The organism is uncultured Methanobrevibacter sp. (genome assembly GCF_900316895.1).
In the GTDB taxonomy this organism is placed as follows: Archaea; Methanobacteriota; Methanobacteria; order Methanobacteriales; family Methanobacteriaceae; genus Methanocatella.
Genome location: NZ_ONER01000048.1, coordinates 1 through 12,058, shown reverse-complemented (window position 1 = coordinate 12,058; position 12,058 = coordinate 1). Strand labels below are relative to the sequence as shown.

The following is a 12,058-nucleotide window of genomic DNA, read 5'->3' as shown; positions in this document are numbered from 1 at the left end:
TTAAAGGGACAATACGACATTGTCGGAATTGTGGATGACAACAAAAAGCGTATCGGCTATTCCGTTGCAGGCGTAAAAATCATCGGAGACAGAAACGACATCATAAAAATCTGTGAAGCAAACGACGTTGACGAGATATTCTTTTCAATCGTGAACATTGACAATAAGAACAAGAAGGAAATCCTTGAAATCTGCAGCAAAACAAATGCCAAAGTGAAAGTCCTTCCAAGCCTGACCGAACTGATAAAAGAGGAGAACCTCTACCACAGCCTGAGGGATGTGGGAATTGAGGACCTGCTTGGAAGAGACCCTATCGAGCTTGACAACCAGAACATCAAGAACCTGATTCAGGGAAAGGTCGTTCTGGTAACCGGTGCTGGAGGATCAATCGGCTCTGAGCTTACAAGGCAGATTATGATTCACAATCCAAAACAGCTCCTGCTTCTGGACAACTATGAAAACAGCTTGTATGACATTGAACTGGAACTTAAAACCAATCATCCGAACAATGACATAAGAGCAATTGTTGCAAATATCCGTGAAAAGGAAAGGCTGGATGCAATATTTGAGAAATACATGCCTGAAATCGTATTTCATGCTGCGGCACACAAGCATGTGCCTCTGATGGAGAACAACCCGACAGAAGCGATAAAGAATAACGTGTTCGGAACATACAATCTTGTAAACTGTTCCGATGAGTATAACGTTAAGCGTTTTATCCTGATTTCCACCGACAAGGCGGTCAACCCTACAAACATCATGGGCGCCACCAAAAGGCTATGCGAAATGATAATCCAGGCCAAGGACAAAAAAAGCGATACCGAATATGTGGCCGTTCGTTTTGGAAATGTTTTGGGAAGTAACGGATCCGTTGTTCCGCTATTCAAAAAGCAAATGGCTCACGGCGGACCTTTAACCGTAACCCACAAGGAAATCACCAGATTCTTCATGACAATACCTGAAGCGGTGGCCTTAGTTCTTCAGGCAATCACCTATGCGGAAGGCGGAGAGATATTCGTTCTGGATATGGGAGAGCCGGTCAAGATCTATGACCTGGCAAAAAGCCTAATCGAGCTATCCGGATATACACTCGGAGAGGATATGGAAATTGAAATCACAGGAATGAGACCTGGAGAAAAGCTTTACGAAGAATTGCTGATGGATGAAGAAAACCTGGAAGGAACTAAACATGAAAAGATATTCATCACAGAGCCTATGGACTTGACAATGGATGATGTCGAAGATAAATTGGACATGTTTAGGGAAATCCTGAATAACGAGAATACCTCTAAAGAGGAAATCAAAGAGACAATGAAAAAATGCGTTCCTACATATAAGGAACCTGAAGAAGTTAATGGAGAATAGACAATGAATATACCTTTTTCACCCCCGGACATTACAGATGTAGAAATAGAGGAAGTAGTAGCTGCACTCAAATCAGGCTGGATTACAACCGGACCTAAAACAAAGGAATTCGAACGGCAAATCACAGAGTACTGCGGCAGTGCAAAAACAGTTTGCCTGAGCGCAGCAACCACCGCTTTGGAAATGACCCTGAGAGTATTGGGAATCGGAAAAGGCGATGAGGTAATCGTGCCTGCATACACCTATACCGCTTCCTGCAGCGTGATCTGTCATGTCGGAGCGACACCTGTAATGGTTGACAGCCAAACAGACAGGGAGGAAATGGATTATTCAAAAATGGCTGAAGCAATCACCGAAAAAACAAAGGCAATCATACCTGTTGACATTGCAGGCATCCTATGTGACTACGATAAGATATTTGAAGTGGTTGAAGCCAAAAAGGATCTGTTCACACCATCCAATGATATTCAGGAAGCGTTCAACAGAATCATCGTTGTGGCAGACTCAGCCCACGGTTTCGGTGCCGTTCAAAATAACAAAAAATCCGGAGCATTCGCTGATTTCACCTGCTTTTCATTCCATGCCGTCAAAAACCTGACCACTGCAGAGGGAGGAGCGGTAACCTGGAAATCACATGACGGCCTGGACGATGAAAAACTCTATAAGAAATATCAGATTTATTCACTTCACGGCCAAACCAAAGACGCATTGGAAAAAACCCAGAAAGGATCATGGGAATACGATATCCTGATTCCGGCTTACAAATGCAATATGACTGACATTCAGGCAGGAATAGGCCTCGGCCAGTTAAAAAGATATGACTCCATGTTAACAAGAAGACATGAAATCATTGAAAAATACGAAGAGGCATTCAAGGGCACAAGAGTTGTCATGCCTGAACATACCGGTGAAAACCACAAATCATCAGGCCACCTGTATCTGGCAAGGCTTGAAGGCATGGGCCTGGAAGAGAGAAATGAAATCATCGTAAAAATGGAAGAACGCGGAATAAGCACCAACGTCCATTACAAGCCGCTTCCGCTCTTGACAGCATACAAGAATTTGGGATTCAACATTGAAGATTATCCTAATGCATATCACCTGTTTGAAAATGAAATAAGTCTGCCGATTTATTCCACCTTAAGCGATGATGAAGTGGACTATATTGCCAAAAACTTACTAGAAATTTTAAAAGAATATTAAATATTAGATATATTTTTATAATAAAAAGAATATAACTAATAATAATTTTATTATTTTTATCTTTACAGATATATTAGGGGAAATTAAATGCTAAACAATCCATTGGTAAAAAAATCATTGTCTAAAATAGTAGAAAAGGAACATGAAGAAAACCTTAAAAAAAGATTTAAAGAATATTATCCGGATGAAGAAACCCCCGAAGGAATTGATACTCTTATAAGAACATTAAACCTATCACAAGAAGATATAGAATATATCGCTAAGGATATACAAGACACCGTTGAAAAAACCATCATTCCTATTATTCAAGCATTGATTGATGGCATTGAAACCGATGAGGAAATATCAAACAAGACAGAAATCAAATTGAATATCGTAAGGAAATTTTTATACAAACTTTATGATTTAAAAATTGCAAATTATAAAAGAAGCAAAGATCCTGAAACCCAATGGTACACCTATTCATGGAAATTTGATGAAGATGAATTGGTAAGGCAAATAAACGAAGAAGGCGAAAAGGAATTAAAAGAGCTTAATGAAAAATTGGAATACGAAGAAAACAACATGTTTTTCGTCTGTCCGTTAGGCCATGTGAGATACAATTTCGATGAAGCTTCAGACGAAGAGTTCCTATGCGTCTGCTTAAAGGAATTGGAATTCCAGGACAACACCGAAATAATCAAACAGATTAAAAAGGATATCAAATTAACCAAAAGTGATTTAAATTCATTTAACAAAAAACAGAAAAAATAGATAGAATGGAAATTAAATTGCTTGAAAAGGAGAACACTCCTGAAAATGTTATCCAGCACTGCAAAGCTGTCTGCAAGAAGGCTATGAAGATAGCCGCTAATTTTGATGATGCCGATAAAGATTTGATACGTAGAGGCGCATTGCTGCATGATATCGGAAGGTCACAGACCCATGGAATAAGGCATGCCATCGTCGGAGTTGAAATAGCTTCAAAATATGGCTGCACCACTGATGTGCTGAATATCATTGAAAGGCATATCGGTGCGGGAATCACCGCTGAAGAGGCCGTGAAGCTTGGACTTCCAGAAAAATCCTACGTTCCGCAAACGCTTGAAGAAAAAATTGTTGCACATGCAGACAATCTGATAAGCGGCACTGAAGAGGTGGATGTTGATTTCGTCATTAGAAAATGGCAGAGAACGATTGAGGACAGCGATGACAATATTGAAAGATTGAAAAAACTTGATGATGAACTGATAAAGGCTTTTGAGGAATAGTATGAAGGTAATATGTTCAAGTGAAGAGTCCCTGTATCGCCCGGAAGCGGTCAGATGGAGACAAAGAATGGAAATGATGGAACCCTTAGGCGACACTGTTGTCCTATTGCCGTGCAGCATGAAAAAACCGTACTCCAATTCCAAATCACATCAGAAGTTCAGAAAGCTGACAAGATCATTTCAAGAGCTGATTGTAACTTCCCCTTTCGGAATATGTCCAAGGGAACTTGAAAACACATTTCCGATTCAGTCATATGATGTAAGCACAACAGGCTCCTGGTCAGCGGATGAGATTGAGGAAAGCGGCAGGCTGATAGCAAAATACTGTGAAGGCAAAAACATTGTGGCAAATCTTGCCGGAGGCTATCTGGAATCATTGGAAGCCTATGTTGATGATTTTGTCAATGTCTGTGCAGATGAACGTCCGACTTCACCTGATTCACTTTATAACTTAAGAATGGAGCTTAAGAATTACCAAAGGGTGAAGGGAAAAGACAAGACAATACACGGACTAAGATCAATTGCCAAATACCAGTTTGGCGAAAATGGGGATAAATTTATCCCAGATAATGTCAAGACCAAAGGAATGTACCATAAAAGAATTTTATCCGACGGTACCCAATTGGCTTTATTGAATAAAGATTATGGATTATTCAGACTAAATTTAGCGGGAGGCGAAATCTTAAAAGATTTAGGAATCCATATTGTAAACATCGATTTTGACCTCCAAACAAATACTGTTTTTGCACCGGGAATTGAAAAGGCAGACCATAAAATCATTCCGGGCGACGAAGTGGTTGTTGTTCGTGACGACACCGTCGTTGGAGTGGGCAGGGCTGTAATGACCGGTCGTGAAATGGAAGAATGCAGTAATGGTATCGGCGTTAAATTAAAGCATCGCCTGAAAAAATAACAACATATATAAATACCATTATTGATAACTATAAATACATAAATTATAGGAGACTTATTATGTCAGAAGATTTAGTAAATGATATTAAAGACGCTATTACTCCAATTAATGACCCACACATGGGAATCAGTATTGTAGAAATGGGCATTGTACAAAATATTACCGTTGACGGTGATCAAGCTGAAATTACTCTTAAACCAACCAACCCAGGTTGTATGAGTATTACACGTATCGCTGCTGATGCTAAAATCAGAGCTGAAAACGTTGAAGGAATTGAAAAAGCAATCATTACTGTTGAAGGACATGCAATGGCAGAATCCATCAACGAAATGATTAACAGATAATATTTTAATTTTTTAATTAAATTCTATGTTTAACCGAAAGAGTTATATATAGTAATAAACATAAGTATTAGTGTTGACAGTTAACTGTCACACAAATCTCATAGGCTAGTGGCACAGCTTGGTTAGCGCGCTCGGCTGATAACCGGGAGGTCATGGGTTCGAATCCCATCTAGCCTACTAAACTATTTTTTTCTAGAATTTTTCAATTTCCTGACAATTTTATCGACTATTTTTTAAAAATTTTTATATACCATATTCTACAAATAATAACTTGAATGTACAAAAAGTAGGAATGATGATTAAAATGTGGGAAAAGGTGAATGAAAAATTCAAAAAATACCCTGCAAGATTAAGGGTAGCTGAAAAGATGATTGAACTTGGACTGTCACTGAAGGATGACGGCAGAATCTACTGCGGAAACCTGAAAATAAGCGATAAGGCACTTGCAAGTGCAGCTGAAGTTGACAGACGCGCAATAAAATCAACAATTGAAATAATCAAGGACGATGCGGAACTGTATAACCTCTTCAGCAACATAATACCTGCCGGAACACTTCTCAAAAACATTGCCAAAAACCTTGAATTGGGAGTAATCGAAATAGAAGTGGGATCTGAAAGTGAAGGAATATTGGCAAGCACTACAAATCTAATTTCAAAAAAAGGAATAAGTATCAGACAGGCTTATGCTGAAGATACTGAGCTTCAGAAAAATCCTATACTGACAATAATTACCGAAGAGCCCGTTGAGGGCGAATTGATAAATGAATTTTTAAAAATAAAAGGAGTAACAAGAGTGTCTATCTACTGATTCTCAGCATTCATTCTTGCTTGTTCCATTTCTCTGTCTTCTTCTTCAAGAACTTCTAAAAGTTCTTCCCAAGCTTCTAAAGATTCTTTAGCAGCTTCTTCTGTTAATTTTTCTATTGCATAACCAGCATGGATTAAAACATAATCTCCAACCTCTACCTCAGGTAAAAGGTCTAATTTTGCTTGTTGTCTTGCTCCACCAAAGTCAGCATATAACCAGTTATCTTCTCTGTTGATTTCAACAACCTGAGCGGGTGCTGCAATACACATAATTATCTATCTCCAAAATTTTAATATATTATTAATATTAAAAGTTTGTATTATATAAAACTATCTAAAGGGTGTTATAATGAAAAATATTGTTATCGGATCAGGCCCCGCTGGAAGATTAGGGTCTTTAGAGCTTGGAAAATTAGGTGAAGAGGTTACTTTAATTGAGAAAAACCATATTGCAGGCACATGCCTGAACGAAGGGTGCATGGTCATATGCGCACTTACAGACATTACCAAATTCATCGACGAAAACAACAGGTTCAACAATCACGGATTTTTAAAAAGCCAAATCGAAATCTCATATGACAAGATCGTTGAAAAGATTACAGAAACACAGGTCATGCTTCGTAAGCTGAATCAGATGGAAAACGAAAGCGTCGGAAATAATGTAATTTATGGAGAGGCCAGCATTGAAGGAGATACAGTGGCTGTCGGCGGTGAAAGCTTTGAATACGATAACCTCCTAATAGCAACCGGTGCCCGCCCGTTCATTCCGGATGTCAAGGGAAAGGAATTTGGACTGACCAACAAGGACATCCTGAAGCTTGATGAGGTTCCAGAAAAGCTGAACATTATCGGCGGAGGAATCATCGCCTGTGAGATAGCCAACATCTATGCCACACTCGGCAGTGAGGTCAATGTCCTTGCAAGAAGCAAATTCCTGAAGGAACTCGGCGAAAACACCAGAAGATACGTTTTGGAAAAAATCATTCCAGATGTCAACGTTTTGGAAAACACCGGCGTGAGTGAAGTCTTTGAAAACAAGGTCCTCACAGACAACAACGAGGAACTGGAAGGGGTTCCATTCTTTGCAACAGGCAGAACACCAAACAGTGAAATCGCTGAAGGCTTTGTTGAGCTGAATGATGACAAAACCATTAAAGTCAATGAAATGATGCAAACCAACCTGAGTAATGTATATGCTGCAGGTGATGTTACCGGAGGATACCAGCTGACTCCAGTAGCTAGAAAGGAGGGCATCACAGCTGCAAGGAACATGGCAGGATATGGAAATAAGATGACCTACGATTGCATTCCTCAAACATTGAGTCTGAACATGGAAGTGAGTTTTGTCAAAAATGAAAAAGCGAACCTCAGTGATGATGAAAAGGCAACAATTTCATTTCCGGGAATCGGCGGTCCGGGAGCATTCTGGAAAATACTTGATGGAGAAACCGGTTTTACAGAAATAGACTTCGACAAAAACAGAAATAAATTAAATAAAATCAACCACATTTCCCCGTCTTCCGTAAGCGACGTGGCATATCTCTCATACCTGATGAGAATGGATTATGACCTGGATGACTATGGGGAATTCATAGAGATCCATCCGTCAACCGATACAAACTACAAAATAATCAAAAATATGTGGCTATAATGCCACTATTTAACTCTTTTTAAAATATCATCCGCCAAATCATCAGCGGCAGCCATGCACTGCTTACCATAAACCAAAGCCTTTTCCTGCATGGAATCATAGTTTCTGAAAGCCTCATCAATGCTTTCACAGACATCCTCAACGCTTGACTCAATCATTGCACCCTTGAATACACCGGCCATGTTCTGATATCTTCCCCATTTGATGCGCGCAAGGGCAACAATAGGCTTTCCATTGGTAAATGCCTCTTCCAAAGATACACCATCATCAGTCAGGACAGTCAAATCGGCGAATTTGAACAGGTGATTAATCCAGTCAATGTAACCTGCATAGATTATCTTGTTCTCATCGATGAGCTCACCGTATTCCTCCTTTAAAGGAAGTCCTACCAAAACCAGATTGTATTCATCGGTCTTGTCTGCAACTATGTTGATTGCATCAATCATTCCCTTAAAGATGGATGACCCTGATGAGAATACGATTGTCTTTTTGTTTTCATCAAAATTAGGATATTCCTTCAGTTTTTCGAGTGCCTTTGCCTCAACACCATCCCCCATGTTTTCAGCCAACGGGTAAAATGCCTTGGCGGTATTTTTTGGAAGCTCATCCCATCTGAACATGTTCAGTTCAGGCAGAATGTAACACTGATTGAATTTAGGACATACTTTTGAATCGAGAGGTGTTGAAATCAGGGAAAATGTCGGTTTTCTTGCAGCCTTACCTCCAAGAGATGCGACAATGGCACCTCCACCCAATACGCCAACTACAAAATCCACCTTCAATTTTTTAATAAGGCTTCGTGCCTTAAAAGTGGCGACAAGCAATTTTGAAGCGCCTTTAATAGCGGACAGTTTGGTTGCAGAGTGTCCTCCGGCATGAGGAACTGAAATCTTATGCCAGTTGTATCCATGCTTTTCAAATAAGGTTCCGTGAGCGGATGCATCAAGGGCAATTTCACACTCAACGCCTTTTTTTTCAAGTGCTTTCATAGCGTTTAAAGCAGTCATTGCGTCTCCGCCAAGTCCCCTGCCTGTAACAATAAATAAACATTTCATAAAACTCATTCTCCTTTACCTAAACGAGGAATATAATTTTTAGGAGCATATCTCCTATAGCTTGATGCATGAGGATTGTATAACAGTCTTCTGAATCCCAGTGAAATCAAAAGCGGATTGGTGACATTAAACTGTCTGTCTTTCAATATCCATTTCCTGAGAAGGTCTCCCAATCCTCCACCTGTTAAAACGTCCATAAAGTAATCCCCGAATGTCGGGTAAACTATTCCCAAATTATTTCTGAGGAACACATTCAGGTTTTGTCTTCTAACAAATGCAATAAAGGCTGTGGTTATGATTCCAAAGAGCAGAACTCCAACCAGTCCTCCCATGATGTAAAATGCAATTCCCAATGAAACTCCGAACACATGGTTTCCAACTTCGCCCAACATGATCTTTCCGGAAAAGTCAAGCGGAGAGTAAGCCATACAAACCACCAGGAGCAGCAATGGAGTGTAAATTGCAGGCAATTCCTCAGCTGCAGGTGAACCGATTATCAGCATTGTGATAATTGTCAAAACGGACATTATGATTGTTACAATACAGCAGGATCCAGGCTGCATGTCTGAAATATTTAACGGCTGGACCATCAACGCAATGAAAATGGCTGAAACACCCAATCCTTCGGATATTCCGACAATCATGACCAGAAGGATTCCTATCCCTCTTGAAAGTTGGCCCCATTCGATTCCAAACGGTGAGGGCTTTCTTCCCATGACATCATCGATGAATGCAAAAATACCTATTATCAAAATCAGATTGTTATATCCCGGCAGCATATAAAAGGACAGCACTAAGGCAGGAATTATGCCGACAGCACGTGGAATTCCTCCCCTTACATTAGGATAGAGGTTTCCCAAATAGCCCCTTTTTCCTAAAAAGCGGAATATTATGTCTATTACTGCTGTACCTACTGCAGTAACAACAAAAACATATATTAATGCAAAAAATATCGATGAATACATCATATAAATCACTAATTAAAAAAATCTTACTTATAACTTATAATTTTTTTAATATATAAACCTTAATCAATCTGATATCTTAATATCGCAGCCATTCCTCCAAGGCTTTCCAGTTGCTTTCCGCCCTCATGTTCGCTGCTTACAACCATGACCTCGCCTTTCATGTTCTCGACCATGTCCATGGCCTCACCCATGTTTTCGCTGGCCACCTTAGTATCAAGAATCAATAGCTGAGAGACTGCACCCAAATTGATTGCATTTTGGGTCTGTCTGATACCATACGCTATTTTTGATGAATTCCTTCCTATTTCAGACAACAGATTATTAATAGCTCCCATCTCCAGGGCCACACGGTTTTCCGAGGTCAGCTTTTCAACCGTTCCCTTCTTGAGGACTTCGGTGATTCCGTTTCTTCCGCCGGAACCTGTTGATTCGACTATTGAAATCTTTGCCAAATCAGGGTGCTTGTCCTTCAGATAATCATAGAAATCGTTTTTGACAAATCCCGGTCCTGCGATAACGATGTTTTGAATCGAGTCGAATTTGACAATGGATTCAATGACCTTTTCATAGAACTGGATGATGTTTTTCTGCCTGTTCTTGTCAACAATCCTTTTTCCTGAAACATGACCCTTTATTGGACCATAATATTCAATTCCGAACTGTCTCATCAATCCCAATGTTGCGGTGTCATCCTCCAGAACCACAATGATGGCGGACAGCTTCTTTGATGCCTCAATTGCCTGGTTTATCCTTTTGATAGCCCATTTTGGCCATCTTGATTTTGTAATCTTCAGTGGAACATTCAGCTTAACCTCAAGGGTGTGATGTGATCCGAGAGGTATCAGGTCTTCCGGACCCTTTGTGATAACTCCTGTCAGTCTCAATTTACCTGTGAAGAGGTGAAACGAGATGTTTTTAATATCCAAACCCAAGTAAAATGTTTTCTTAACGCCTCTGTCTCCGCGAGTCTTGTCTCCAGTGGTGTCCTGAATTCTGCGGGTTGTCCTTGATGAGGCATTGTCGCCAACTTCTATAATGTGTGACAGGTGCCACAAATCGTCCAATGTTTCCGGAACAACCTCTACAATTCCTTCCTTTTCATTTTCTTTTACGATTCTCATAATTCAAAATAATTTATTTTGTTACTAATTTATATAATGTATCATTACTAAAATTATTAATGATTAAAATGAATGTTGGAATTATCGGTGGAAGCGACGGTTTGGGTAAGACCCTGATTTATTATTTCAGAGACGAATTTGATGTATACATTACCGGTCGTGACCACAAAAAGGGCAGACAGGTTGCAGATGAATTGAACGTTAATTACATTGAGTCCAATGAAGGGCTTGCAAATATAAGCGATATTTTAGTGATTTCGGTGCCTATTCAGCACACCTGCGACGTCATCCGTGAAGTTGCGCCGTTCATGAAAAGCGGTTCGCTCATGGTCGATGTCACTTCAGTCAAGGAAGGCCCTACAAAAACCATGGGAGAAGTGCTGCCTGAAAATGTAGAATACATTCCAACACACCCCGTTTTCGGTCCGAGGACAACCAGACTGGACAATCAGGTTATCGTATTGACTGCAGACAAGAAGGGAAAATGGTACAGAAAAGTTTATGATTATCTGGCCAGCAAAAACATGAGAATCATTGAAACCAGTGCCGAAAAGCATGATTTCATGATGAGCATAGTGCAGGTTCTAACCCATTTCTCATTCATTTCAACAGCTTCCGCAATTGAAAAGCTGCGCGTCAACATATCCGAAACCGAAGACTATGAAAGTCCAATCTACAACCTGATGATTGATATGATTGCCCGTATCGTATCCCAAAACCCATATCTGACATATAATATCCAGTCAATGAACACAAATGGAGACAAAATTAGAAATACCTTTGCAGAAGCCGTTCTGGAGCTGAGGGACGTCATCAACAGTGGAAATGAAGACGAATTCATTGACATTGCAATCAGGGCCACAAAGAATATGGGAGACATTACAAACGCTTTGGGTAGAAGTGACAAGGCAATCGGCGCATTGAGCTATGAATACAGCTATCTTAATGACTCAATTGGCGAGGAAGTTGGCCTGAAACATATCTATTCCGGAAAGATTCATGTGGGAATTCTTGAAAGCATTGACGGAAAGACCGCTGTTTTGAAGGATGGAAATAAAGTTAAAAAACTGCGTATTGCAAACATCAGGATTCTGCTTCCGGAGGAACTCCACCAGTGGAAGATTGAAAACCAGAAGACCGTGACAAAATCCATCAGCTGCGTATTTCCAAAAAATGTCAATATCGGCATCATCCAGAAAACAGTGCTCATGCATGAAAACCTGTTGAACATAAGATTAACCGATGCATATAACGGACCGCAAATTGATGAGAATTCAATCAGCCTGACCTTTGAGATTACCGCATTGAGCAAAGACGATATCGACCAGGTCAAAGTACTGTTCACAGGCTTCGGTGGAATAATCCGATAATTGTTTTATAT

At 40.0% G+C, this 12,058-nt stretch carries 13 protein-coding genes and 1 tRNA gene; 10 read left to right on the top strand and 4 right to left on the bottom strand.

All coding sequences use genetic code 11. The features are described 5' to 3' along the window. From QZN27_RS06325 to QZN27_RS06290, 8 genes are all read left to right on the top strand, one after another. Window positions 1–1,365, top strand: a 1,365-nt coding sequence (locus QZN27_RS06325) for a nucleoside-diphosphate sugar epimerase/dehydratase (RefSeq protein WP_296785261.1), incomplete at its 5' end; no start/stop codon positions are given. 3 nt (window positions 1,366–1,368) lie between these two features. Beyond that, entirely contained in the window at window positions 1,369–2,568 is a 1,200-nt protein-coding gene (locus QZN27_RS06320) for a DegT/DnrJ/EryC1/StrS aminotransferase family protein (protein WP_296785260.1), read from the top strand. Between the two features lie 246 nt (window positions 2,569–2,814). Next, window positions 2,815–3,321: a transcription factor E gene (gene tfe / locus QZN27_RS06315; RefSeq protein WP_296785264.1), complete on the top strand. Its 507-nt coding sequence runs from the start codon at window positions 2,815–2,817 to the stop codon at window positions 3,319–3,321. A gap of 5 nt (window positions 3,322–3,326) precedes the next feature. Then, on the top strand, window positions 3,327–3,818 hold the full coding sequence (locus QZN27_RS06310; protein WP_296785257.1) for a TIGR00295 family protein: 492 nt from the start codon (window positions 3,327–3,329) through the stop codon (window positions 3,816–3,818). 1 nt (window position 3,819) lies between these two features. Then, window positions 3,820–4,731, top strand: a complete 912-nt coding sequence (locus tag QZN27_RS06305; protein ID WP_296785254.1) for a DUF5591 domain-containing protein — start codon at window positions 3,820–3,822, stop codon at window positions 4,729–4,731. A gap of 59 nt (window positions 4,732–4,790) precedes the next feature. After that, window positions 4,791–5,075, top strand: coding sequence for an iron-sulfur cluster assembly protein (locus tag QZN27_RS06300; protein ID WP_296785251.1), 285 nt, complete (start codon window positions 4,791–4,793; stop codon window positions 5,073–5,075). A 102-nt stretch (window positions 5,076–5,177) separates the two neighbouring features. Continuing rightward, window positions 5,178–5,252, top strand: a tRNA-Ile gene (locus QZN27_RS06295). Window positions 5,253–5,367: 115 nt separating this feature from the next. After that, window positions 5,368–5,883 (top strand): amino acid-binding protein, encoded by a 516-nt coding sequence (locus QZN27_RS06290; RefSeq protein WP_296785262.1) that lies wholly within the window; start codon window positions 5,368–5,370, stop codon window positions 5,881–5,883. On the opposite strand, the gene QZN27_RS06285 is transcribed toward QZN27_RS06290, so the two are convergent. Then, window positions 5,877–6,152, bottom strand: coding sequence for a HypC/HybG/HupF family hydrogenase formation chaperone (locus tag QZN27_RS06285; RefSeq protein ID WP_292600698.1), 276 nt, complete (start codon window positions 6,150–6,152; stop codon window positions 5,877–5,879). The two genes, QZN27_RS06290 and QZN27_RS06285, sit on opposite strands and share 7 nt — an antisense overlap. A 79-nt stretch (window positions 6,153–6,231) precedes the next feature. Between QZN27_RS06285 and QZN27_RS06280 the strand changes: the two genes are divergently transcribed. Beyond that, on the top strand, window positions 6,232–7,533 hold the full coding sequence (locus QZN27_RS06280) for an NAD(P)/FAD-dependent oxidoreductase (protein ID WP_296785244.1): 1,302 nt from the start codon (window positions 6,232–6,234) through the stop codon (window positions 7,531–7,533). Between the two features lie 5 nt (window positions 7,534–7,538). On the opposite strand, the gene QZN27_RS06275 is transcribed toward QZN27_RS06280, so the two are convergent. The 3 genes from QZN27_RS06275 to QZN27_RS06265 are packed head-to-tail and all read right to left on the bottom strand — an operon-like array spanning window position 7,539 to window position 10,677. Further along, on the bottom strand, window positions 7,539–8,588 hold the full coding sequence (locus QZN27_RS06275; RefSeq protein WP_296785242.1) for a glycosyltransferase: 1,050 nt from the start codon (window positions 8,586–8,588) through the stop codon (window positions 7,539–7,541). Window positions 8,589–8,593: 5 nt separating this feature from the next. Further along, the gene (locus QZN27_RS06270) at window positions 8,594–9,556 is read right to left on the bottom strand and encodes a cell wall biosynthesis protein (protein ID WP_296785240.1); all 963 of its coding nucleotides are present in this window, start codon (window positions 9,554–9,556) and stop codon (window positions 8,594–8,596) included. Window positions 9,557–9,615: 59 nt separating this feature from the next. Next, window positions 9,616–10,677, bottom strand: a complete 1,062-nt coding sequence (locus tag QZN27_RS06265; protein ID WP_296785237.1) for an mRNA surveillance protein pelota — start codon at window positions 10,675–10,677, stop codon at window positions 9,616–9,618. 59 nt (window positions 10,678–10,736) lie between these two features. Here QZN27_RS06265 and QZN27_RS06260 point away from each other — a divergent pair, with 59 nt between their 5' ends. After that, window positions 10,737–12,047: a prephenate dehydrogenase gene (locus QZN27_RS06260; protein ID WP_296785235.1), complete on the top strand. Its 1,311-nt coding sequence runs from the start codon at window positions 10,737–10,739 to the stop codon at window positions 12,045–12,047. Window positions 12,048–12,058: the final 11 nt, after the last annotated feature.

Coding starts and splice junctions, on each gene's coding strand:
- QZN27_RS06320 (WP_296785260.1), top strand. CDS start 1,369: ATGAATATACCTTTTTCACCCCCGGACATTACAGATGTAGAAATAGAG.
- QZN27_RS06310 (WP_296785257.1), top strand. CDS start 3,327: ATGGAAATTAAATTGCTTGAAAAGGAGAACACTCCTGAAAATGTTATC.
- QZN27_RS06305 (WP_296785254.1), top strand. CDS start 3,820: ATGAAGGTAATATGTTCAAGTGAAGAGTCCCTGTATCGCCCGGAAGCG.
- QZN27_RS06300 (WP_296785251.1), top strand. CDS start 4,791: ATGTCAGAAGATTTAGTAAATGATATTAAAGACGCTATTACTCCAATT.
- QZN27_RS06290 (WP_296785262.1), top strand. CDS start 5,368: ATGATGATTAAAATGTGGGAAAAGGTGAATGAAAAATTCAAAAAATAC.
- QZN27_RS06285 (WP_292600698.1), bottom strand. CDS start 6,152: ATGTGTATTGCAGCACCCGCTCAGGTTGTTGAAATCAACAGAGAAGAT.
- QZN27_RS06280 (WP_296785244.1), top strand. CDS start 6,232: ATGAAAAATATTGTTATCGGATCAGGCCCCGCTGGAAGATTAGGGTCT.
- QZN27_RS06275 (WP_296785242.1), bottom strand. CDS start 8,588: ATGAAATGTTTATTTATTGTTACAGGCAGGGGACTTGGCGGAGACGCA.
- QZN27_RS06270 (WP_296785240.1), bottom strand. CDS start 9,556: ATGATGTATTCATCGATATTTTTTGCATTAATATATGTTTTTGTTGTT.
- QZN27_RS06265 (WP_296785237.1), bottom strand. CDS start 10,677: ATGAGAATCGTAAAAGAAAATGAAAAGGAAGGAATTGTAGAGGTTGTT.
- QZN27_RS06260 (WP_296785235.1), top strand. CDS start 10,737: ATGATTAAAATGAATGTTGGAATTATCGGTGGAAGCGACGGTTTGGGT.